The following is a 25,248-nucleotide window of genomic DNA, read 5'->3' on the forward strand; positions in this document are numbered from 1 at the left end:
GCACTAGATATAAACACTTTAGGAGGAATATCCATGGCAGAAACTTATTATGAAGCCATTAACTGGAATGAGATCGAAGACGTCATCGACAAATCGACTTGGGAAAAATTAACAGAACAATTTTGGCTGGACACGCGGATTCCGCTGTCAAACGACTTAGATGATTGGCGCAAGCTATCACCTTTAGAAAAAACGGTCGTGGGGCATGTATTCGGCGGATTAACATTGCTTGATACTGTCCAATCAGAAAGCGGAATGGATCAATTGCGAGAGGATGTTCGTACGCCTCATGAAGAAGCTGTATTGAACAATATCCAATTCATGGAATCCGTCCACGCCAAAAGCTATTCTTCCATTTTCAGTACTTTGAACACCAAAGCGGAAATCGAAGAAATCTTTGAATGGACAAATACCAATCAATATTTGCAAAAGAAAGCGGCACGAATCAACGAAATCTATAAAACCGGTACGCCGCTAGAAAAGAAAATCGCCAGTGTTTTCCTAGAGACCTTCTTGTTTTACTCTGGTTTTTATACTCCGTTATATTATTTAGGCAATAATAAATTAGCCAACGTAGCGGAAATCATTAAATTGATCATTCGCGACGAATCCGTTCACGGAACCTACATCGGTTATAAGTTCCAACGCGGTTTCAATGAACAAACAGAAGAAGAACAAGAACGTTTGAAGGAATGGATGTACGATTTATTGTATGAATTGTATGAAAACGAAGAACGTTATACAGAAGAATTATACGATGAAGTCGGCTGGAGCGAAGAAGTAAAAACCTTCTTACGCTACAATGCTAACAAAGCGTTGATGAATCTGGGAATGGACCCGCTCTTTCCTGATACTGCCGATGATGTAAATCCGATCGTGATGAATGGAATCTCTACCGGAACCAGCAACCACGACTTCTTCTCACAAGTCGGCAATGGCTACTTGCTTGGTCAGGTAGAAGCCATGAATGATGATGACTATTTGATTGGATTAGACTAAAAGAAACATTACTCAAAAAGCTGCCAGCAATTTTTCTGCTGGCAGCCTTTTTTTATTCTGATGCTTGAATTCGTTTGATGACTGTTTCTTTATTAACAATCGTAGTTGTCATATAGGTCAGAATCCCTTGAACAACGACTACTAATACGATCATCAGCAAAACTTGGATAAATGGGTACTGATACGTTTTGATCTCCATCAATGAGTGGCTTTCAGCATATAGATAAACTAAATACCCCAAGAAACTTCCCACTCCGACTCCCAGTAAAAGTATTCCGCCAGCATACACGAGGCCTTCTGTTTGAAGCATCCGTTTCATTTGTCCATTCGACATGCCAATCGCTTGCATAACACCTAGTTCTTTTTTACGACTCAAAATACTATCGATTGTTGTATTGATCAAGTTCATAATACCGACGATTGCTAAGATTATCATGATCGCATAACCCGCTCCAGTCGTCATTTGCATTACCCCTTGCCAATCCTTCAAAACTTCTTTATAACTTGTCAAATTGAAGAGCTCATTTTCTTCGACGATACTTTCAATTGCTGGCTTGATTGCTTCTGCCTGTCCTTTAGCCGCTTTGATGTTGATGAAATAAGTTAGATTGTTATTAGACATTTTTTTCAATGCTTCATTGCTCATCAAGAAATTATCATAGTTGCTGACTGATTCGGGGAAACTTCCACCGCCGATAATCGTCATTTCCTTTTCAAACGAACGATTGCCGTCAAAAAATCTAAAGGTCAGTGTATCGCCAATCTTTATCTCTGGATAATTGGTCATTAAATATCCAGTCGCAATCACCTTATCTCCCGAATTCAATTCGTCATACGTGGCGCTGCCTTCTTTAAAATTATTTTTAATCAAGTCCATTTGATCTTTTGAAATTCCGCCGATTGATAATCCAAGCGGCTTATCTGAACCAATTTCATTGACCTCTGGTATTTCTCCGGTAATTGATTGGAACGATTCTACCTTTTCAACGCCTTTGATTGCTTTGATTTCATTGATCATCTCTGTATTCAACGGATTATTTTGTTGGATAGCGGTCCATTCAAGTTCTGGACGCATCTTATCACCGCTTTTTGATGCAATGTTCATCCGATAATCTTCTGCGATCGCGTCACGGGCGATCTGTTGCGGATTCATACAACTAAAAACAGTTGAGATAACTACGAATAAAATTCCGATTATACCTAGTGAAAAAATCGTAATCAGTGTTCGCTTCTTATTTCTTGAAAGATTCGCATTAGCTAGGCGGCGCAGATCAAGATCGATAAATCCTTTTCGCTGTTTTTTCTTTTTCTTACCTTGATTTTGTCCGGTATAACGCATCGCTTCCACCGGCATGATTTTACTGGCTTGGCGCATTGGTTTCAAGGAAGCTATGATAACTGTCAACAAAGTGATTCCGATCGTCATTCCAACGATCCATGGAAGGATCAATGAGACCTCGCCGTTATCAAGAACCTGGCGCATCACTTTTGTAGTAACTACATCGTTATTGATCGAAGACATCAAGTGAAAGAAAACGAATTTCACGCTGACAAACCCGATCAACAGCCCAAGTGGTATTGAGATTCCTGCTACGATTAAATTTTCTCTTAAAATGATTTGACGTGTTTGCCGTTTAGTTGCTCCTAGTGCTGCTAGTTTCCCAAAATCTTGAACCTTATTGATCAAGGAGACATAGTAAATACTGTAGATCGTCAAAGCTCCTGCGATTAAAATGATTCCGATAATGATTGCCAGACCAGTATAGAAGTTCGGATCGACGTAATTGGAAAAAAGATACTCGCTATTTTCGACAATATCAGTCTCGTTAACATCGAAATTTTTCCCAATGGTCTTCACTTGATCACTAATACTGTCTGTTGAAGTTGCTACTTCTTTCTTCACGCGCAGCATCATGCGGTAGCTGCGTTGATTTTGGGGAACGAACTCATTCATAAAATCTTTTGAGATCAGCATCGAAAAGATTTTTTTCCCCTTCTTCGCTTCAGTATTCGGGGATATACCAGACAATTGGAAATCCATCTCCTGTTGCAGTCCCATGCCGTCTTCTTCATAAATTTGGACAGGAATTTTGATCGTATCGCCAATTTTAGCATTAGGATAGCCAAGTTTTTTTAACGCGTTGCGGGAAAGAACGGCATCATTCGCTTTTTTAGGTGCGTGTCCTTGTTTAAATGTTTGTTTCGCCAATTTCTGAGCGGTACTATCTAAATAGCTGATCAAAACAAAATCGTCTTTCTCTAAAACTGACTCACCAATATCTTGACGTAATCCATATTCGTCAACCGCATCATGTTGCGCGATTTTTTCCATATTTTCTTCAGACACACCGCGATACATCGCGTGCCAAGTCGGATAAACCTTATTAACAGCCGCATTCTGAACATTTACCACACCTAAACCAATCGACGTGATTAAAAAAACTAAGACTGTGGTTAAAATAATTGCGATTCCTGAAAGAAGATTTTTCCCTTTATGGTACTTTGTATTGGCTAAAGCCACTGTACTCGTCATCTTCATTTAAATCACCCGCCCATCTTCAAGGTGAACGATATGATCAGCCGTTTGCGCGATCCCTTCATCATGGGTAATCATGATCAATGTCTGGCCAAATTTTTCAACTGATCTTTTTAGTAATGACATCACTTCTAATTCGGTCTTTGTATCCAAGTTTCCTGTTGGCTCATCCGCTAAAATAATCGCCGGTTCTGAAGCAATCGCGCGAGCAATTGCCACACGCTGCTGTTGACCGCCCGAAAGCATACTTGGTAAAGCTTTTTTCCGATCACTCAAACCGATCGTCGTAAGTAATTCTTCAATGAACGCTGTATTGACCTTCCGATTATCTAAACCGATCGGTAAAACTACATTTTCCCAAACATTCAAAGAGGGGATCAAATTATAATTTTGGAAAATGAAGCTGATCTTTTGACGACGAAAGACTGCCAATTGCTCATCCTTCATGCGAAAAACACTTTTTCCATCAACAATCACCTGACCAGAATCTGGCCGATCCAATCCTCCGATTAAGTTCAACAGCGTACTTTTTCCCGAACCCGATTTACCAACTATTGCGACAAAATCGCCTTTTTCTACTTCTAAATCAATGTGGTCGACAGCCTTTACGGTTGAAGTTCCGTCGTTATAATGTTTCACTAAATCCCTAACTGTTAAGATCATTTTATTTTCCTTCTTTCCTTTTCTCATTTCTATACTCTTAGTATAAAAAAGAACCCTTGCAGGATTCTTTCAACGAACATAACAATTTTGTAAGAAAGGCGGGAAAAATATTTAGGCTAACGGCAAGGTCAATTGAAAGATCGACCCTTGCGGATAATGCTGTTTAACCATGACCGTTCCACCTTGACCTTCAATGATCTTTCTTGTTAGATACAAACCAACACCAGAACCTTCGACAGACTCACTATTACTGCCACGATAAAAACGTTGATAAATTTTATTTTGCTCCTCTTTTGTAATACCCGCACCCTCGTCTTCGATTTCTACTAAACTATAAGTAATTAATGATGATGCACGGACTTTGACCGTCGTCTGCTCAGGTGAATACTTGACTGCATTTTCCAGAACATTTCCCAATGCTTCCAAGGTCCATTTTTTATCGACCAAAACAAAAATATCTTCGGTTAATTCAACCTCTAATTCTATCTCCTTTTCAACAGCCTTCATGATTACACTATTGATAGCCTGATTGATCAGCTGCTGTAGGGAAATTCTCTGCGGCTGTAGCTGGATCAGATCTGTTTCTAATTGTGAGATTTTAGCCAGCCCATCCAGCATTAAATCTAGTTTATTTATCTGGACTTCTGCTTGCTCCGCAAAATTCTTTCGTTCTTGTTCTTCGTATTGATCAGAAAGAGCAATATCTAAACTTAATTTTAATGAAGCTACTGGGGTTTTTAGCTGGTGAGTAATATCCGTAATACTGGACTTTAAATTTCCTTCTTCAAGTTGACTTCGTTGCAGCATCAATTCATTATAAGCAATACTTTCTTGATACTCGTTCGTTTTCTTCGCTAAATATATCTGTACTTTTCGCTTTTCCCGTACAAATAGAAAAAGGAACCCTGTAAGAATCAGCCAGCAAACGCTGAACAATACCAAATTACGCCAAAAGTAGCTATTTAAAATATGAGACAGACTCATTTTAGATACCAACCCATATTTTTCTTCTAGGTTTTTTCCTTCTATTATTAGTTCCGCCGTTTTGAACTCATCAAAGTCTTCAATTAACTTCGCTTCAGAAAATGTCCCTTCTTTGTTGAGCATCGCTAAAGTTGCTTGCTGATCTCGTTGCAGATCCGAACGCATCTTTAGATTCTGAACAATAAACAGCCCAAAGCAAAGCACAGAAAATAAAACGTAAAGCAGAATTATTTTTTTTGAACGTCGTTGATCCATAGGTAGCCCACGCCCCGAACTGTTTTGATTCGCTCTTTGCCAACCTTTTGCCGCAGGCGGCTGATATTGACCGAAACGGTATTCGTGTCAACATAGTCTCCCTTTGTATCCCAAATCTGATCCAATAATTGATCCGATGATAAAATTTGTTTAGGATTTTCCATAAACAGGATCAACAACTGAATCTCTGTTTTACTTAAAGGCAGCATTTCTCCCTGAAGTTTAACTTTCATTTCAGTCAGCGATACTGCCAGCTCTCCTGAAACCAATTCATGTCCTTGATTTCGGACCACTCGTTTCATCATCGCCTGTACTTTAGAAACCAAGACCATTAAACTAAAAGGCTTCGTCATATAATCATCCGCCCCATGAACATAGCCCGTCACAATATCATGCTCTTGATTATAGGAAGTCAGCATCAAAATCAGCACATTCGACTGCTCCCGTACCTTCTGACAAAAATCCAAACCGCTGCCATCCGGCAAGGAAAGATCACTGATAATCAAATCAATATCATTGCTCTGAAAGCTCTTTTCTGCTGAAGCAATATCTAAACAGGGCACAACCTCATACCCTTCTCTGGTCAAACATAGCTGAATCCCATTATTTAAGTTTGAATCATCTTCTAACAAAAGAATTTTTCCCATTATTTCCTCCCAATTCAACTAAAAAATAAGCGTGATACCACTCACAACCTTCTACTCTAACTCTATCAATGAAAGTTCAGTGTGACAACATTACTTTAAAAAAAGAGGATAAAATCATCGGAAAATGATTTTATCCTCTCGTTTACACATTGATCATGCGAAGCTTAGTAATATTCTTATACATGGAAAGATCCTCGATCACATCCGTATAATTCATCCCGCGCGGCAAATCGATCGTATAGACATTCGTATAAATACGATAGTCATCCATAAAATCGACATCGAAATCGACGTCCTCTACTTCGATTTTTTTACTTTCAAAATAGTTCATGATGAATTCCTTAGTTGCTTCGCGATGAATGTAACGAATCTCCAGCTTCTTAATAGAATTGATTTTGATGATTCGCTTGACCACTGTCAAAGCTAGGATAATCCCAACAAAGCTGCAGATAGCGATCGTATAATAGCCCATCCCGATAGCGATCCCCAAGCCGGCACCAGCCCAGATCGAAGCGGCCGTAGTCAAACCTTTGACCGAACGATTGCTGACCATAATTGTTCCAGCGCCAAGAAAGCCGATTCCACTTACAACTTGCGCAATCAAACGCGCTTCATCTGCTCGAACCACGCCGACAAATTCTGGCTTTGCCGCTGCGTAACGCAGGGCTTGATCCGCGATCTCCACTTGGATCAAGGCGATGATCGTCGCTCCCATACAGACCAAGATATGCGTGCGAATTCCAGCAGGCCGATTTTTATACTCTCGTTCGATCCCGATGGCACCGCCCATGACCATAGCTAAAAACAATCGCAGCATAATTTCATAAACGGATAATTTCAAATCCATTTGTGCACCAGCTCCTGTTCCATAAATATCTCTTCACTTCCAGTATAGCACGCTCTAGAAAAAAGCGAGGCTCTCAACCTTTTAGTCCGCGCAGTTCCTCTTCTGTTAGTAAACGATACTTACCCTTAGCTAAATCCTGAGGCAAAGTAAGTCCGCCCATTCGGATTCTTTTTAAGTAGGTCACTTCTTTTCCGCAGGATTTGACCATTCGTTTGACCTGATGGAATTTTCCTTCATGCAGAATGATCCGAACTTTTGACGCAGCTTCCGTAACTTCATCGATGGATAATTCCGCCGGCAAAGTCAATTCTCCATCTAAAAGAATCCCGTCAGTAAATTTTTGTTGATCTTCATCGGTCATCACGCCGCTGACCTCAGCGTAGTATTCCTTCTCCACATGCTTCTTCGGCGACAACAACTCATGAGCCAGTTTGCCATCATTAGTAATCAGCAGCAACCCTTCGGTATCCTTGTCTAAACGCCCCACCGGAAAAAGATCACTGCGATAATCCTTCGGTGAAAATAGATCCATCACTGTCTGATCCCGTTGATCCTCCGTCGCACTCACTACCCCTGCTGGTTTGTGCAGGACATAGTAATAAAATTCTTGGTAATGTAAAAGCTCACCACGATATTCAATACGATCTTTCTCTGGATCGACTTGTTTTTTATCTGATTTTTCAATTTGCTGATTTACAGTGATCTGACCTTTTTTTATCAGCTGTTTGACTTCCTTGCGGCTGCCTAAGCCGGCTTCTGCTAAAAATTTATCTAAACGCATAGTATCCTCCGCCTAACTTTTCTAATTTTCACTATAGCCAAAGGTGGAAAAAGAAGCAAGCTCAGCCGCATTCACGACTGAGCTCTGAGATACTTAATCCATTAAATGGTCCACATCACCATTTTTCAAATAAGGGATTGCACGTTGAATCTTTTCATAGGGCCAATCCCACCATTTGATTTGTTGTAATTTCTGAATCGTGTCCGCATCAAAACGGCGCTTGATCTCTTTTGCCGGCACTCCGCCAACCACACTGTATGCTGGAACATCCTTCGTTACGACTGCCTTAGCACCGATGATTGCACCATCACCAATCGTAACACCGGACAAAATAGTCGCTTCATAACCGATCCACACATCATTTCCGATCACGATATCGCCTTTATTGTCCCAAGCCGAAGTCACATGCTCCTTGTCCAACTGCCATTCTTCATAAAACAAAGGAAAGGTGTAGGTGGAAAGTGCAGACTGCCGATGATTGGCACTATTGAAAATAAAGGTTGCACCGCAGGCGATCGAACAAAACTTGCCAATGATCAGTTTATCTTGATTAATCGGATACTGATACAGCACATTATTCTGCTCAAACTCTCGCGGATCGCTGCGAAAATCGTTGTAAATCGTATACTCTCCTATCGAAATATTCGATCGCGTAATGGTCTCTTTTAAATAAACCGTTTCATAATCATTTCTTCTGGGATAAAGCTTTTTTGCTGGAATAGTTTTTCACTCCTTATTAGTAAAAGAAATTTTTCAGTCAACCATTCCAGCCAAAACAATACACCTCTTCATATGATCACACTCCTAAATTAATTATAACATTTAGCAGAATTAAGCTTCTATTTTTCTTACCATTAAAAACTGCGAAAAGCTGAACTGATACGCGCAAAAAAACTCCAAGGATTTCTCCTTGGAGTTAGAATAGTAATTCTTATAATTTGCTTGCTGCATCTTCGTCGATGATGACTGTTACATCATCATGGTTTTGTAGGATACTTGCAGGTACATCTGTCGTTACTGAGCCATTGATCATGTCTTTGATTGCATCAGCTTTATCTGTGCCGAAAGCCATCAGCAAGATTTTCTTGCTTTCCATGATTGAACCAATACCCATTGACAATGCACGAGTTGGAACATCTTCTACTTTATCGAAGTTGCGTTTGTTTGCTTCGATGGTTGATTCAGTTAATTCAACTACGTGAGTTGTTACATCAAATGGTGTGCCTGGTTCGTTGAAGCCGATGTGGGCATTGCGGCCGATTCCTAATACTTGCAAATCAATCGGATGATCAGCGATCACGCCGTCGTAACGTTTGCATTCAGCATCTAAATCTTCTGCTTTACCATTTGGTACGAATGTTTCTTTAAATGGTTTTTTGTTGAATAATTGATCGTTCATAAAGTAACGGTAGCTTTGTACATCGTCACCAGCTAATCCAACATATTCATCTAAGTTTACAGAAGTCATATCTGAAAAATCTAAATCACTAGAAGTCATTTCTTTATATAAAGTTTCAGGTGTGCTGCCAGTTGCTAGTCCTAATACTTTTACGCCGTTTTCCATTCCATCTTTGATGATTTCAAATGCTTTTTTTCCGCCTTCGTTGGCATCTTTCACGCGAATTACTTTCATGGGTAAACGCTCCTTTATCAATTTGGTATACACCAATTTTAACACCCTTCAATCAGTTTTGCAACAACAAAGTCTGAATACCACAATTGATTTAGCTCTTTTTTTACACGCAAGTCAAAAAAATCTCCAGTACAGTTTTGCTGTACTAGAGATTAGTGAAATCTATTTTTGATATCTTGCAGAGATTTCCGCAATCAACTCATCATCTTGTAAATCGGTGATTTGTTGTATCACTTCTGCCGCTGATTTTTCTTTTAAGTATCCTTGCAGTTCGACACTTTGTTCATCGTTTGGATCATCGTATTTCAAAACCATCGCGACTACATCTACTAAATTCGTATAATCTAATCCACGATCCTTCAGTTCACGAATTGGACGGATAAAGCGTTCATCAAAACCTAACTTACGAATTGGCGTCCGCGCAACACGACTGATGCTATCTGAAATATATTTATTTTCGAAACGGCTGACGATCTTGTCGATATAAGCCAGATGCTTCGCTTGATCAAAATTCCATTTATTGATCAAAAGGCTGCCGGTTTCACCAAGAACGGCACGAAGTTTTTCTAACACGCGTTCATCAGCGATTGCTTCATCGATGGTTTTGTAACCTTCATAAGCCCCTGTGTATGCAACTGTCGCATGGCCAGTATTAACAGAAAACAGTTTTCGTTCGATATATGGTTCTAAATCTTCTACGTATTCCACGCCTTCGAGACGCAGCTCTTTATTTTTGCTTTGTGTTGCATCGATCACCCATTCACTGAAAGGTTCAACGGAAACGAACAGCGGATCTTCATGATGCTGGATCGGTACAATACGATCGACTGCTGCATTGGGGAATCCGATGTATTGTTCCACATAGGCCTTATCTTCATCAGATAAGAAGCCTTGAACTTTTTCAAATAAGAATTGGCTGCCGCCGATCATATTTTCGCATGCCACCACATCCAATGGAGCTGTGTTGCCTTCACCGCGGCGTTTTTGAATTCCTTTGGCAATCAATTCCGCAATAAATGGTAAGATATTTGGACCAATCGCTGTCGTCACGATATCCGCCTTGCTGACTGAATCAATTACCGCTTCCGGATTGGTTTGATTGTTAAGTCCATCCACGTTTGAAACATGGATTTCTTGTTGACTTTCATCCGCTAACTGAATCGTATATTCGTTTCGTTCATTCAAAGCATTGATGATCGTTTCATTGATATCGACAAAATCGATTGAAAAACCATTTTTTTCTAAAATTTCTCCGATAAATCCGCGGCCTATGTTTCCTGCACCAAAGTGTGTTGCTTGCATCCTATTCTACCTCCTGAAGATAGCCAATGACTTCTTCTTTTGTTTTTGCATCTGCTAGTTTAACGACATTTTCAACATCCGAACAAAAGATCGCGATTTTTTGTAGGATATCTAAATGCTCGTTCTCGATCCCAGCGATTCCAAATAGTACCATCGCCACATCTTCCGTATCATCTTTACCAAAGTGAACGCCCGTTGGGACTTGAATCACTGAAATACCACTTTTTTTCACATAGCGTTTCGCTTCATCGGTTCCATGAGGGATCGCGATAAAGTTTCCCATGTAAACGGAAACCAACTCATTTCTTTCGATCATGGCATCGATATAGCCTTCTTCCACACAACCGGCATCTACTAGCAGCTGTCCGCTCGCGCGAATTGCCTCTTCCTTGTTTGCATATTCCTGGTCTAACAAAATCATTTCTGGCTGTAATTCCATTTTAATTCCCCCCGATTTTTTTATGCTATCGCTAATTTTCTCGAATCTCTTTGACAAATAACGAACTCAACAATTGATAAATGATCTCTTTGTTGCCAAATTTGTAGATTTCAGTATTCAGATCACTTTCGATTACTGAGCTGCTGATTTTTCCTAACAGACTTTGCTGACTTTCCGGCATTGGATCAGGAGCTAAAAGCAACAGTACTCGTGTTAATTCAATGCTTTTCTTGTCCATTCCTTGAATCAAAAATTTTTGGTCTAAGTCATAAATGGTAAATAATGGTTCTTTGACATGTACATCCGCGCAATGGAACAAGGCAAAGTTCGTGTTCGGAACACCGATTGGTGCGACTAAGTAACGTTTGATTACTTTATTTGTCACGATCTTTGCATCAGAAACGATCGTGCCCTGCAACTGATCAATAATCTCTTCTAGTGTCAGCTCAATCGTTTCTTGCGCTTGGACCTGCTTCACATCAAAGTTCTGCAATAAATTATTGGCTATCCGCATCGTCTCATAGATCTCATCAAAGGCTTCGCTGGGCTCTTGTTCCGGCTCATCGATTATTTCGTTGACCTTCTCAGGATGCAGCGTTTGAATGTATTCTTTGATTTCTTTGATCTCATCATCTAATAAAAGCGGCGAAATCACCTTGTAAGGTAAGTTGAACCCCGGTAAAAAGACCGTCGCTAAAATCAAATCATAACTTTTATAATCCAATTGATTCATCTCAGAAATCTTCGCGACCTGCACTTTTTCAATCTCATTCAAATACTTATGAATCCGACTTTCTAAAATCCGCGCCGTACCGATTCCGCTGGAACACAACACTAAAGCCGATAACGCCCGACTGCTTGGGTGGCGTTCCAATGATGTCGCGAAATGAATCACCACATAGCCTAATTCATCGGCCGTGAATTGATGATCTGGAAAAACAACCGCCAATTCTTCGATAATCGCTGCCGTTAAATCCTGATATTTATCACGAATTTTTTGCAGCAGCGGATTATTTGCTCCTTGAATAACCGTTAGATTCCGCTTCAAAGCTGCAGACATATGAGCGGACAAGTCATTAAAGAGCTGTTCATCCTTACGAAAATCGATCCCCATTCTTTCTGAAACTAAGCGAATCAATTCTTTGATCTTATAGGAAAGCTCCACATCAAAACTATCAATAAAGATATTTTGCGGCTTCTTGTAATTCACACCTTCCAGCTGAAAAGCAAAGAAGCGAACTTCCTGCGGCGGAATCGATTTTTTGATGGTTGTTGCTACCTTGATCATAATTTGACTGGCGATCTGCATGCTTTCAGGTTTGGCTTTATTTTCCTGCTCGACCTCTACAAAACGATCCTGCGCCATTCGATCAATCGACAAAGCCAGCAAAATCAAGACTCGCTGCAATTGATTGTCGGTAACTTGCTCGAAGGCTTGTTGAGAAACCTGTTCAAAGATCGTCCGTGCCAGTCGCAAACTTGAACGACTTAATAAATTCAAAAAGAAGTTATCCGTAGTTGTCGTCTCATCATCCAATGAATCAATAAACTGGAAGAAGTCAAATTCACTCACACCGTTATAAATCAAATTACTTAATAATTGCCGACGCTGTTTTTCCCGCCCAGCAATACGAATGCCTCGGCCTTTCAATCGCTGCAGCTCTAATCGGTAATCGATCAAGCTTTTTTCGATCGTCGCCAAGTCCGAAGTAATTGTCGCCGGACTAACTTTAAAATCAATCGCCAAGCCTTCGATTGTCTCTTCCTCATCCATCAACAGCAAGGAACAAACAATCGCGCTTTGACGCTGAACGTTATCCGTAAACAGCTCCGCCTGTTTTTCACCTAATTGCTGCTGCAGACGTTCCAGATTTAAAGTTTCCCCCACGATCCGATAACCTTCGCCGCGAGGTTTAATAATCTGGATATCCTGCGACTTGATCGTTTTTTCAATACTTGAAATTTCGCGATAGACTGTCCGTTTGCTGACCTGTAAAATATCTTGCAATTCCTCCGGCGTGATGCCGTTAGGATAATCTAATAAAAGGGAAAGTATCTTTTTTTCGCGAATCGAAAAATACACAATATCTCCTCCAATAATTTCAAAAGGGTAAAAGCAGTGAGAATCCCCACTGCTTTAAGAGTAATACGATTCTGTATAAAAGACTACTTATTTCCTTAAGTTTTGAATGACTTTGTCATATTTTTCCGAAGCAACCAAGTCGGACAATGGCACATGTGTGGCACTTGGCGCCTGTTGTTCTGCTTTGACCGTTTCGTCATTGTTGGTAATGACCAAAGCGCTTGTTTCATCTTTCAACGAACTGATTGGTTCAACCGTTACCGGATAAGTCAAATTATTATCTTTCAATAGTTTTTTCAAGATCGTTGCGCCCATATTAGCTGAGCCCTTCACTTGGTCGAATCCAAAGATAATGTGATCGATTTTCGAATAATCGGCTACGCCTTCTACCACATCATCAGTCAGCGGCTTTTTTTCGCTGTCACCAGAAGCAGGTTCAGCAGATAGACGATCGACGATTTCATCATAGCGTGGTGAATTCATGAAGTTTTCTACCTGAACGAAGGTTGCACTTGGCGCTTTTTGTGAAGCGCGATCATGCAATTCTTCTTGGGTTACGATCAACGCATTTGGATCGTCACTCAAGTTATTGATCGCCGAGTTTGAAACTGGTAATGATAAGCCAGCTTTTTTCACTTTATCACGTAATACAGAAGCTCCCATCGCGCTTGATCCCATACCAGCATCACAAGCAAAAATTATCTTGTTGATGTTGCCGAACATTTCTTGGTTTTCAGCTGTCATTGCGTTTTGACCTTTACTTTGTGCTTTCGCATCTGCCATTGCTGCTTGATTTGCTGCTAAATCATCTTCTTCACTGTTGTCTGATTTAATAATAATCATTGCAACTAAGAATGACACAACACAACCAACGATGATCCCTGCTAGGTTAGCTAAGATAGCGTCTGGCGGAGTCATAGCCATGATCGCGATAATCGAACCTGGAGAAGCGGCTGCTCGTAAACCTGCACCTAACAATTGGAATGTAAATGTTCCGGCAACCCCACCGGCCATAACAGCTAGGAATAAAAGAGGTTTCATCATTACATATGGGAAGTAAATTTCATGGATCCCACCTAAGAACTGGATAATGATCGCACCTGGTGCAGAAGATTTCGCCGCACCTTTACCAAACAAGGTGAAGGCTAATAAGATTCCTAATCCTGGTCCAGGGTTAGACTCTAGCAAGAATAGAACTGATTTTCCAGCCTCTGCTGCTTGCTCAATTCCAAGCGGCGTCAAAATCCCGTGATTGATTGCATTGTTTAAGAACAAAATTTTTGCCGGTTCAATAAAGATATTTGCTAATGGCAATAAATGCATGTTGATAATTGATTCAACACCTGCGGCCATCAAATTCGTTAATGACTCAACAACTGGTCCAATCGCATAAAATCCTAACACTGCAAGAGCAAAACCAATCAACCCAGATGAGAAGTTATTGACTAACATTTCAAATCCGGCTTTGATCTTCGTTTGGAAAGCGTCATCAAATTTCTTGATACACCATCCACCCAAAGGACCCATCATCATGGCCCCGATAAACATTGGCACATCCGATCCTACAATAACACCCATCGCAGCGATCGCCCCGACTACTGCACCACGTTGTCCATGCACCATGCTACCACCTGTATAAGCGATTAATAATGGCAATAAGTAAGAAAGCATCGGTCCGACTAATGTGGCAAGTGCTTCATTTGGAACATATCCATCCGGGATAAACAGAGCAGTGATAACACCCCAAGCGATAAAGCCTCCAATATTTGGCATAACCATCCCTGACAGATGACTTCCGAGACGCTGGACTTTTGCCTTAAGTCCACCCTTTTGTCCAGTAGCTTCCATTTTCTTTTTCCTCCTTCAGAAATAATCTAAAATGATTTCGTTTACATATTTATCATATATCCTGAGGTATCCGCTTTCAATGAAATGTAGATAGAGCTTTGGCACAGAAGTTTGTGCCAAAAATAAAAAGCCGTTCATCTCAAAGATAAACGACTCTTCTTTACTTATTGAGTTTGTTGCGAACACCACGTTTAATGACATCAAAAAATCCTAGCGATCTAACCATATGATCTGGGTCTACATACTCACGAATTGCTCGCAATACTTTTTTCGGCTCTTTTGATGCAAAAGAATACGTTCCATTCTTTTTTGTTTGTATTGCATAACGCGGAATCCATTTTCCCTTAAAAACAACAGAAGCGATAACATAATCCACTTCTTCCCAAGGAACTTGAACAAATTTTCGAGCATCACGATTATTGAAAAATTCAAACCCTTTGTCACCGATCATGATCTTGCCGTAATCAGCCACACCTAAGTACGAGGTAGCATCGATCGTCAAATCGACCTTTGTATTGATTGATTGAACCATTAGACCTACTCCATTTCCATATATGTATCTGTTAAACTATTATACTTATTTTACTCTTATTAAGCAAAAAATGCTCGGGCAAGCCCGAGCATTTCAATGATTGACTTTCTTACATAATACCTAATACGTGTAAGCCAACACCGACTACGAACAAACCAAGAATGATGACAATTGGAGAAACTTTTTTCTTCAATAACCACATGCAAAGTAATGTCAATAGTAATGCAGCAAGACCAGGAATCAATTGATCCAAGTTGTCTTGTAAAGTAGTAACTTTTGAACTATCTAAAGCAAGTCCAGATGCTTGTTGTGACAAGGCATCTTTGATTCCTTGTGCTCCAGCAGGTAATTTATCCCATTCGATATAAGCACCTTTATCCAACTTAACAGTAGAAACAACTGGAGTGAACTTCACGTTTACCCAACGCTGTACCAAGGCTCCCAGTACGAACATACCTAGGATAGATGCACCTTTAGTAACTTTTTGCAATAAACCACCTGAAAGGTCATCAGTGATTTTAGACCCAGCACGGTAGCCAAATTCTTGTGTATACCACATAAATGCCCAACGGATAATATTCCAAGCTAGGAAGAAAATGATTGGTCCCAAGATGTTTCCAGCCATTGCTAGAGAAGCCCCTAAGGCACCTAACATTGGACGTACAGTAAACCAGAAGACTGGGTCACCAACACCGGCTAAAGGTCCCATCATACCAACCTTAACCCCTTGGATTGCTACATCATCAACAGGTGCACCATTGGCACGTTCTTCTTCAAGCGCTAATGTTACCCCAATGATTGGTGAAGCGATATATGGGTGAGTATTAAAGAATTCCAAGTGACGTTGCATTGCCAATATACGGTCTTCTTTAGTTTTGTATAATTTTTTGATTGCTGGCATCATTGCATAACACCAACCGCCATTCTGCATACGTTCATAGTTCCAAGAACCTTGAATGAAGGTAGAACGCCATGCAACGGCTAAACGATCTTTTTTACTTAATTCGATTTTTTCTGCCATTTTATTTCTCCTCCTTCAAGATTAATAGTCATTCAAAATGTCGCCTAGTGGGTCGCCAGTATTGCTTCCGCCACCATTTGATGAGCCACCTGAACTATCTTGTAAGTTCAAGTAAATCAATGCGAATGCAACTGCGATAACACCAAGTGCGATCAATGTTAATTGAGAGATAGCCGCAACAGCAAAACCAATTGCGAAGAAAGGCCATACTTCTTTTGTAGCCATCATGTTGATAACCATTGCATAACCAACGGCAACAACCATACCACCACCGATAGCCATACCATCTGTTAACCATGCAGGCATTGATTCTAAGAATCCGCGTACAGTGTCAGCAGGGATAACTAATAGTGCACCAGCTGGAATTGCGATACGAACACCTTGCATACATACAGCAATGATGTGCCACATTTCAACTTTGCGCATTTCACCTTTTTCAGCAGCAGCATCCATAAAGTGAACGATTGGCACAGCCAAAGTACGAACGATCATTGTTAAGAACAATCCAGCTACTGCTAAAGGAACAGCGATTGCGATAGCTGAAGAAACACCTTTAACTCCTTGACCACCTAAAACTAAAATAATTGCAGATGCAACAGATGCCAATGCAGCATCCGGTGCTACGGCAGCCCCGATGTTTGCCCAACCTAAGGCGATCATTTGAAGTGAGCCGCCAAGGACGATCCCAGCTTCTAAATTACCGGTTACTAAACCAATTAATGTACATGCTACTAGCGGTTGGTGGAATTGGAATTCATCCAAGATCCCTTCCATACCTGCTAGAAAGGCAACGATTACTACTAATACCATTGAAATACCAGACATTATAAGCCCTCCTATTTAAGTTAATTATGTTGCTTAAGCGTTTTTCAATTCATTTTTTGCTTTGTTAAGGATTTCATCCATGTTGTCTTTAGAATCATTTGGTACTTTACGCACGTCAAAATTGATTCCTTTTGCTTTCAATTTCTCGAAAGTATCAACATCTTCTTGTCCCATTGACAATACTTTACTTACTACGACTTTCCCAACTGAGTGAGCCATTGATCCAACGTTAACTTCCTTAATGTCAACGCCGCCTTCAACTGCACGTAATACATCTTCAGGATTTTCAAATAGTAACAACGCTTTTGTATTTCCGAAACGAGGGTCTTTTGAAATTTCGATCATTTTGTCAATTGGAATAACATTTGCCTTAACACCTGGGGGAGCAGCTTGCTCGATCAATCTCTTACGTAGATCATCTTTAGCTACTGCATCTGAAACAACGATAATCCGGTTAGGACCAGTTGTTTTAGTCCAAGCAGTTGCGACTTGTCCATGAAGTAAACGAGAATCAACACGTGTCAATACGAACTTGATGTGTCCATCACCTAGTACAGTTCCTTCTGGAATCGCACCTGTAGGTTGATTACCTTCTGCTGCAACAGGAGCAGCTTCAGCTGGTTCTAACTCCTCAGGACGAATTCTAACGCCTTCTTTTGCTGTTCCAGAAATATGAGCAGCGATTTCATGCGCAGTTTCCATTGAGAAACGTGAAGCATAAGCTTCGATCAACATTGGTAAGTTCATACCAGCAACGATTGCCCACTTGTCTTTGTGTTCTTCAAACAAGCTGTTTGCTTGGTTGAAAGGAGTTCCACCCCAAAGATCGACTAAGAACAATACTTCGTCTTGGTTTTCGAAAGATGCGATTGCTTCTTTCATTTTTGCCTTAACGTCATCAGGTCCTTCACTCGGCATCAAAGTAACAGCTTTGACATTTTCTTGTTCTCCAAAGATCATCGCTCCGGATTGCAAGATACCATTAGCGAATTCGCCATGACTGGCAATGATAATTCCTACCATCTTTATACCTCCTACTATTATTGTTACAGCTCAAAAATATAAATAAGTTCTAAAAACCTGTAACCAAAATTAATTTACTGCAGCATCTTTTCCTTTTTGATCAATTGCATCAGATCTGTTTTCCGGTCTGTCGGTACTTGACGAATCTCCAGTTCGATTCCTGCTTCTGAAAGTTCAAGAAAACATTCTACATCCTCACTGTCTATGGAAATAAAATTAGTAATCATTTTCTTGCCTTCACTAAATCGCATACCGCCTATATTGACCGCTTTTAGATCAACACCTGACTTAACGACCTCCACTACATCTTGCGGTGAAGCAAACAGCAGCATGACCTTCATTCCATCAAACAATTGATCTCGATACACTTCAACCAATTTCTTTTTTGTGACGACATTGGACTTGATTCCTGGTGGCGCGGCTTGTTTTAGGAGGAACTTACGCAACTCATCATTCGCAACCTCATCACTAACCACTAAGATCCGCTCGATCCCTGTTGCTTTAGACCAAACAGTCGCTACCTGACCATGAATCAAACGATCATCGATACGAGTGAGTCGAATATCCATTACCATCCCACCACCTCCTGTTACGACAAGGCTCAGATGCCAAAAGACTTGTGCTACATTATTTGAGTACAGTAACACACAGGTACTCACTTATAATAAAGCAAGTACCGTGCCAAGATACACTAGCAAGAAATTCTTTATTTATAGCATTCGCAGCAATACACAAAAAAGGATACAGTAGACTGTATCCTTTTTTGTGTATTATTTATACTCTAATTTCTTCGTTATTCTTAAGCAATTGATAAATATAATAGCGCTCGGAGGTCGGGATCGTAATTCGCAGCTGGCTTTCTAGTTCATTCAATCCGCGATTCATGACAACATTATCAGTTACTCCCTGATAAATACGTTTTGATTCTTCATCGATTTTTAGCGGCTGTTGTAATATTCCTCGTTCGATCGTTCCTGCCATGTGCATTACAAAGTTTACCATCAACGCATAATCAGATGAGTCGCCATCGCTGTTGATCATTGTTTGAGCTAAGCGCCATAATGGATCAATCAATTTATTAGGATTAATGAAGGTAAAGCTTTCTTTCATAAAATTGATACACAATTCGCGCGCCTTATTCGCATCCAAAACAACTTCTTTCTGCTCAGACAAATCGTTTTCCAACAAAAGCTCATCTAAGATCTGATCCGCTTTTTGATTGATAAATTTCTCCATTGGAATATATGGAGCACCTATCTTAGGATCCATGATTCCAGTCGTTGCCAAAATCTTGAATTCTTCTTTAAATGCTGGAACTTTGGTTTTGATATCTGCAATAGCTAAGGTTAAAACTTCAATGTGTTTCAGGTTACGCTGCTGCAATGGCCGCTCAATGATTTCCTTCAATCGTTGAGCTGTCCCTTCACCAGAAGCACAGATTGCTAGAATTGCTTGTTTCTCTTGAGGTTCATTCTTTTCCTGCATCACACGACCATAGCCGCGGAAACCTTGCAGTGATTCGTATAGTTCATCAACACCTGATCCCAAAACACTCGATTTACGAGCTGCTTCGATCAACAGAGGCGTCGTTACCATATCTAGAGTGCAGACTTCGATTCCCGTATCTTTTTCAATCTCTTCATTAAAGGTAGCTAATGATCCCATGTCTACCATGATCAAGACACCGCTGCCCTCATCAATCTGAGTTACGGCTTCGCGCATTTTCTCATAGGCGACCCGTGGATGCATATCTAAAGGCATATCGACAGCGATAATATTTGTTACATCTAATAACTCACGAACGACTTGCGCCATCGAAGTCGCGGTACTGTTTCCATGAGCAGCTACCACCACACCGATTTTACCGGCTGACTGATCTTCTCGCAGGGAAACCAGCAAAACTGTTAAATAATAGTCTTCACTATCAGGAATCACTACTTGAAACTCTTTTTCCACCAAACGCCGAATTTCACGTGCCACCGCAAACTCCGTTGGGTAATCTTTTGCCATTTCGCGAATATTCGCATTGGTCTCACGCGTTTCTCCCACATGAATTTTTTTCAAGAAGGAAGAAATATGAAGACTCATGGCATAAATGAAATTTTGTTGGAAATGCGTTTCTAAACGTTCACTAACTAAAGCGGCAATTTTGTTACTTATCTCAATGACATGCTTATCAACAAATTCGGTCAGGCGGGTCTCTGTATCAAAGGTAAAACCATGATCCTTATAAAATGATTTCAAATGAACATTAATATCAGTAGAAATAAAATGGTTGATGGTTTCTTGATCCAGTCCTTCTGTTTTTAACAAAGCAGCTTTGTCGCCGATAATATCATATAAGTTATACGGCAGTTCATAAGTATCCGTTTTAATCAATTCATCAATTTCATTAGGCGTAACGACCATTTCGGGCTCAAGATACGGCGAAATATCTGTCGACTTGATCCGATCGGCTGAAAGCTGAACTAAACCGGCTTTGATTCCCTCTGTCAGATCGTTCAATGTAATAGGGATTTCTTCTTGCATCATATGATTCATGAATCCACGTGCACAAATCAACTGAACATTAGACTTTAGCTGTCCTACGTTTCCGTAAGAGACACTGCCTAACAAGGATCTTACAACATCTTCAGTCAAAGTAATTTTGCGCTGAATCCGGTTGGCCTCCATCGCTACCATTACACGAACTAAATCAATCTGCTCAGCTGCAGGTCTGCTACTAAAGGCAGGCATTTGAATATTGATCGGAATACGGCGCACAAAGGTATCGAGTAGTGCTGAATGAGGGTCTTCGGTGGTCGCCCCTACAATCCGTACATTGGCAAAACGATTTTTTCCAGATTCTCCGAGACGACTGTAGGTTCCATGATCCATGAAATAAAAGATCATTTCTTGTCCTTCAGGCGGTAAGCGATGGATTTCATCTAAAAACAGCATGCCGCCATCGGCTTGTTGGATCAAACCATCTTTTTCCGTATCAGCACCGGTAAAGGCACCTTTCTCATAACCAAATAAATGACTCATCAATAATTCTGGGTTGTTCGCATAATCGGCACAGTTGAAAACGACCAACTCTCGATCAGCTTCTACGACACCTTCTGTTTGAGCAAATTGAAACATCGCATGGGCGAAAAAAGTTTTACCAGAACCTGTTGGTCCGGTAATTAAACAGTTCAATCCGCGCGGCGGATACAAAATGGCAGCTTTCGCCTGTTCCACAGCATTGCGCATGCTTCCTGTAGAACCAATAATCTGAGTGAATACATTGCCGGTATTCTGATTTAAGATCTTTTTCTCCGGCGGCTCCATAGCAACTTTTGGGGCTTGAGGGACTTCTCCATCAAACGACGCCTCTACTGACTGGGTCGAAACAAAATAACGAACAGGTCTTCCTTCACTTTTACTTAGCTGACCTTCTTTAACAAGGAGATTCAAATCTTTACTGGCATTTGTCCGTTGAATATCCAATGAATCCGCTACATCTTTCGTCGTTACATTTGCATTTTCCGAAACAAAGCGATAAATACGGTCAATTCGTCGTTCCATTCAGTCACCTTCTTCATTAGTGTATTCTATATTATCAATCATCTATAGTTTTTATTAAAATGTCAAATATTTCGCTGTAAAATAATACACTATATTTTTCAAAATTGAAAGTTTTTGGGATTTTCTCCTTCTGTGCCTTAAATGTTTTTAACCTTTTTTAATAATTTCTTAGTATTTCCGTTCCTCATCAAATTTTCCAAGTCGAGTTTCTTCTATTATATATAAGATAATCCTGGCCCTTTTTCCAAACGAAAAAAATTATTTATTTTCCTGTTAATACGTCAATCAAAGTATAGTATTTATTTTCCATAAAAGAAACCATAACTTTTTTAGCGAAAGCAAAACATAATAAAAAATCTTATCCCAAAACGAGATAAGATTTCTATTGAGTGAATCTTTATATTTAGCTTTTCCAAAAAGACTTAGAAAAAAGCAGCAGGATCGGGAACATCTCTAATCTGCCAGCTAGCATGGCAAAAGATAGAGTCCATTTAGAAAGATTAGATAAGAATCCAAAGTTGCCCGTTGGACCCACTGCTTTGAAACCTGGTCCTACATTATTGATACAGGTAGCAACTGCTGAGAATGTCGTTTGAAAATTGATGTTTTCCAGCGACAGTATTAGTAACGAAACGACAAAAACTAATAAATAAAGAACTAAATAGGCATGAATATTTCCGATCGTTTTAGGCGCGATCGTCTCTCCTTCATACTCCATCGATGTGACACTGCGTGAGTGAACAACTTTTTTTAGTTCTTGAAGGGCATGTTTTACTAACATTTGAATTCGTGAGACTTTAATCCCGCCGCCTGTCGAACCGGCACAAGCTCCCACAAACATTAATAGAAGTAAAATGACCTGAGAAAACATCGGCCACTTATCATAATTCGTTGTGGTAAATCCAGTTGTCGTAATAATAGATGCGACTTGGAATACCGCATAACGAAATGCCTTCAGATAAGATGGGAACTGAGATGAAATATTGATCGTGATCAATATCGCCGAAGCGGCGATAATCCCTAAATAACCGCGTAATTCCTCACTCTTCAATACAGGTGCAATTTTGCCGATCAAAAAGAAATAGATCAGATTAAAATTGATCCCGAATAAAATCATGAAGGTTGTAATTACCCCATCAATATAAGCACTGTTGTAGCCGGCAATCCCCGCATCACTCATGGAGAACCCGCCAGTTCCGGCTGTTGCGAACGAATTCAAAAAGCTGTCAAAAACCGGCATACCGCCTAATATTAGCAAAACAATCTGAATCAACGTTAAAACAGTATATATCACATATAAAATCCGCGCAGTCACACTAACTTTAGAGACCAGCTTACCAATGATCGGTCCTGGCATCTCAGCCTTCAAGATATGCATCGTTCTGCCTGAAGCTATCGGAATAAAAGCAACAGTAAAAACCAGAATCCCCATACCTCCGACCCAGTGCGTAAAGCTTCGCCAAAATAAACTCGCATGGCTGATGTTGCTCAATGTAGTTAAAATCGACGAACCGGTCGTCGTAAAACCAGATACGGTTTCGAAAAAAGCATCCGTAAGCGAAGGGATTTCACCCGCTATCATAAATGGCAATCCGCCAAATAAGGACAACAGCGTCCAACTCACGCCAACGATGAAGAACCCTTCCTTAGCATAGATATTGCGATTTTTAGGCTTTTTCCAACTTATTAAAGTCCCAATTATAAATACGAACGCGGCAACGACAGCATACGAAAGAGCTGCTTTTTCACGGTAAATCAAACCAACAATGCATGGCAGAAGCAGCAAAACAGCTTCGACCTTCAATAATTTGCCTAAAGTAAAGACAACCATTTTTTTATTCATAATGCTTCACCGCTATCTCCTCACCAGATCATTTAAGCTGCAGATTTTTCGATCTGTAGTAATAATCACGATATGATCCTTTAATCGAATCTCTGTGTCACCTTTTGGAATAACGAAGCCGCGTTCTCTAGAAATCGCCGCTATTAAGACATTATTTTTTAGTTTTACTTCTGAAACTTTTTTATTCAAGAAACTAGTCTGCGGAGTCACTACGAATTCCATAGCATCCACGTCGTCATTAAACAGATGATGCAATGTCTTCACACTGCTATCATCATCTTTATTGTTTTTCGCTCGAACATATCTTAGAATATGCGTCGCGATGATGTTCTTAGGCGAGATGATACTATCAATGTCCAATTGATCCAAGACATTCATAAAGTTAGTCCGTGTCACCTTAGCCACTGTCTTTTTCGCTTTCATTTGTTTAGCATACAACGAAATCACGATGTTCTCTTCGTCAAATCCTGTTAATGCAAGGAATGCATCCACCGATTCAATCCCCTCTTCATTCAAAACTTCTTCATCGCTGCCATCGGATTCAATGATCGTGGCATGAGGAAGCATGATAGAAAGATCAAGACAACGCTTCGGATCATTTTCAATAATCTTCACTTGGATTCCATGTTCACTTAATTGCCGCGCCAAATAATAGGCGATCCGTCCACCGCCGACCATAATGACCCGTTTGGTTTTTTGTTCAAATAAATTGATATCCTGACAAAAGCGCACCAGATCACGATGCTGCCCCATGACATGGATACGATCTCCTTGTTCAAGAACAAAATTGCCGTCTGGGATGACCAGTTCATCTTTTCGCCGGACAGAACAGATCAACACATTTGTTTTAGATACCTTATCAAGTCGATTCAAGGAAACGCCAATCAATCGCGCATTTTCTTTCAAACGAAATTCAGCTAATTCGATTTTCCCTCCAACAAACGTATCCACTTTAAAAGCGGAAGGGAATAATAATATTCGACGAATTTCATTGGCGGCCTCCAATTCCGGATTAATGATCATGGACAATCCTAACTGATCCCGCATAAAGGAACGCTGCTTTAAATATTCTGGATTTCGCACGCGCGCAATTGAATTTTGGGCACCCATTTTTTTCGCCATTAAACAAGCCAAAATATTCAGCTCATCAGACTGCGTTACAGCGATGAAAATATCTGTATCATCGACACCCGCTTCATTCAATATATCGTAGGTCGCACCATCACCCACCACACCTAAAACATCGAACTGATTAACGATCGTTTCTACCTTTTCAGCATGCAAATCAATAACGACCACATCATAATCATAATCCTCATCGGACAAATACTGAGTCAAAGCTTTACCAACTTTACCAGCACCTAAAACAATAATTTTCATTCTTTTCTCCTGTTTAAAAATTAATATTCTTATCCTCCATTCTAGCCCTTTCTAACAA

21 protein-coding genes are annotated in these 25,248 nt (G+C 40.3%); 1 reads left to right on the forward strand and 20 read right to left on the reverse strand.

The window, feature by feature from the left end:
* The first annotated feature begins 33 nt into the window (after nucleotides 1–33).
* Nucleotides 34–999, forward strand: a complete 966-nt coding sequence (gene nrdF / locus FFR60_RS06280; protein WP_088933196.1) for a class 1b ribonucleoside-diphosphate reductase subunit beta — start codon at nucleotides 34–36, stop codon at nucleotides 997–999.
* Between the two features lie 52 nt (nucleotides 1,000–1,051).
* Here the strand turns inward: nrdF and FFR60_RS06285 are convergent, their stop codons facing one another.
* The 20 genes from FFR60_RS06285 to trkA form a co-directional block, all read right to left on the reverse strand.
* On the reverse strand, nucleotides 1,052–3,538 hold the full coding sequence (locus tag FFR60_RS06285; protein WP_137663483.1) for an ABC transporter permease: 2,487 nt from the start codon (nucleotides 3,536–3,538) through the stop codon (nucleotides 1,052–1,054).
* Complete coding sequence (locus FFR60_RS06290) at nucleotides 3,539–4,198, reverse strand: ABC transporter ATP-binding protein (RefSeq protein ID WP_088934659.1); 660 nt, start codon at nucleotides 4,196–4,198, stop codon at nucleotides 3,539–3,541.
* 111 nt (nucleotides 4,199–4,309) lie between these two features.
* Nucleotides 4,310–5,437 carry a sensor histidine kinase gene (locus FFR60_RS06295; RefSeq protein WP_137663484.1) on the reverse strand — a complete coding sequence of 376 codons (1,128 nt, stop codon included), beginning with the start codon at nucleotides 5,435–5,437 and terminating at the stop codon, nucleotides 4,310–4,312.
* Complete coding sequence (locus tag FFR60_RS06300; protein WP_088933199.1) at nucleotides 5,410–6,084, reverse strand: response regulator transcription factor; 675 nt, start codon at nucleotides 6,082–6,084, stop codon at nucleotides 5,410–5,412. The genes FFR60_RS06295 and FFR60_RS06300 overlap by 28 nt, the downstream gene beginning before the upstream one ends.
* A 142-nt stretch (nucleotides 6,085–6,226) precedes the next feature.
* Nucleotides 6,227–6,931, reverse strand: a complete 705-nt coding sequence (locus FFR60_RS06305; protein WP_088933200.1) for an MgtC/SapB family protein — start codon at nucleotides 6,929–6,931, stop codon at nucleotides 6,227–6,229.
* Between the two features lie 73 nt (nucleotides 6,932–7,004).
* Nucleotides 7,005–7,712: a pseudouridine synthase gene (locus FFR60_RS06310; RefSeq protein ID WP_137663485.1), complete on the reverse strand. Its 708-nt coding sequence runs from the start codon at nucleotides 7,710–7,712 to the stop codon at nucleotides 7,005–7,007.
* A gap of 93 nt (nucleotides 7,713–7,805) precedes the next feature.
* On the reverse strand, nucleotides 7,806–8,285 hold the full coding sequence (locus FFR60_RS06315) for a CatB-related O-acetyltransferase (protein WP_283205002.1): 480 nt from the start codon (nucleotides 8,283–8,285) through the stop codon (nucleotides 7,806–7,808).
* Between the two features lie 358 nt (nucleotides 8,286–8,643).
* On the reverse strand, nucleotides 8,644–9,345 hold the full coding sequence (gene nagB, locus FFR60_RS06320) for a glucosamine-6-phosphate deaminase (protein WP_088933203.1): 702 nt from the start codon (nucleotides 9,343–9,345) through the stop codon (nucleotides 8,644–8,646).
* 162 nt (nucleotides 9,346–9,507) lie between these two features.
* Complete coding sequence (locus tag FFR60_RS06325; protein WP_137663487.1) at nucleotides 9,508–10,647, reverse strand: mannitol-1-phosphate 5-dehydrogenase; 1,140 nt, start codon at nucleotides 10,645–10,647, stop codon at nucleotides 9,508–9,510.
* 1 nt (nucleotide 10,648) lies between these two features.
* Entirely contained in the window at nucleotides 10,649–11,086 is a 438-nt protein-coding gene (locus FFR60_RS06330) for a PTS mannitol transporter subunit IIA (RefSeq protein ID WP_088933208.1), read from the reverse strand.
* Between the two features lie 31 nt (nucleotides 11,087–11,117).
* Nucleotides 11,118–13,169: a BglG family transcription antiterminator gene (locus FFR60_RS06335; protein ID WP_137663488.1), complete on the reverse strand. Its 2,052-nt coding sequence runs from the start codon at nucleotides 13,167–13,169 to the stop codon at nucleotides 11,118–11,120.
* Nucleotides 13,170–13,256: 87 nt separating this feature from the next.
* Nucleotides 13,257–15,017 (reverse strand): PTS mannitol transporter subunit IIBC, encoded by a 1,761-nt coding sequence (locus FFR60_RS06340; RefSeq protein ID WP_137663489.1) that lies wholly within the window; start codon nucleotides 15,015–15,017, stop codon nucleotides 13,257–13,259.
* 160 nt (nucleotides 15,018–15,177) lie between these two features.
* Complete coding sequence (locus tag FFR60_RS06345; RefSeq protein WP_137663490.1) at nucleotides 15,178–15,549, reverse strand: DUF956 family protein; 372 nt, start codon at nucleotides 15,547–15,549, stop codon at nucleotides 15,178–15,180.
* A 109-nt stretch (nucleotides 15,550–15,658) separates the two neighbouring features.
* Nucleotides 15,659–16,570, reverse strand: a complete 912-nt coding sequence (locus tag FFR60_RS06350) for a PTS system mannose/fructose/sorbose family transporter subunit IID (RefSeq protein ID WP_137663491.1) — start codon at nucleotides 16,568–16,570, stop codon at nucleotides 15,659–15,661.
* Between the two features lie 21 nt (nucleotides 16,571–16,591).
* A complete protein-coding gene (locus tag FFR60_RS06355) occupies nucleotides 16,592–17,395 on the reverse strand; it encodes a PTS mannose/fructose/sorbose transporter subunit IIC (RefSeq protein ID WP_137663492.1) in 804 nt (267 codons plus the stop codon).
* Nucleotides 17,396–17,428: 33 nt separating this feature from the next.
* Complete coding sequence (locus FFR60_RS06360; RefSeq protein WP_137663493.1) at nucleotides 17,429–18,418, reverse strand: mannose/fructose/sorbose PTS transporter subunit IIA; 990 nt, start codon at nucleotides 18,416–18,418, stop codon at nucleotides 17,429–17,431.
* 74 nt (nucleotides 18,419–18,492) lie between these two features.
* Nucleotides 18,493–18,993, reverse strand: coding sequence for a PTS sugar transporter subunit IIB (locus FFR60_RS06365; protein ID WP_137663494.1), 501 nt, complete (start codon nucleotides 18,991–18,993; stop codon nucleotides 18,493–18,495).
* 199 nt (nucleotides 18,994–19,192) lie between these two features.
* Nucleotides 19,193–21,967 (reverse strand): sigma-54-dependent transcriptional regulator, encoded by a 2,775-nt coding sequence (locus FFR60_RS06370; RefSeq protein ID WP_137663495.1) that lies wholly within the window; start codon nucleotides 21,965–21,967, stop codon nucleotides 19,193–19,195.
* A gap of 403 nt (nucleotides 21,968–22,370) precedes the next feature.
* Entirely contained in the window at nucleotides 22,371–23,810 is a 1,440-nt protein-coding gene (locus FFR60_RS06375; RefSeq protein WP_088933217.1) for a TrkH family potassium uptake protein, read from the reverse strand.
* Between the two features lie 12 nt (nucleotides 23,811–23,822).
* Entirely contained in the window at nucleotides 23,823–25,190 is a 1,368-nt protein-coding gene (trkA, locus tag FFR60_RS06380) for a Trk system potassium transporter TrkA (RefSeq protein WP_088933218.1), read from the reverse strand.
* Nucleotides 25,191–25,248 lie beyond the last annotated feature (58 nt).

The organism is Enterococcus hulanensis (genome assembly GCF_005405485.1).
In the GTDB taxonomy this organism is placed as follows: Bacteria; Bacillota; Bacilli; order Lactobacillales; family Enterococcaceae; genus Enterococcus_A; species Enterococcus_A hulanensis.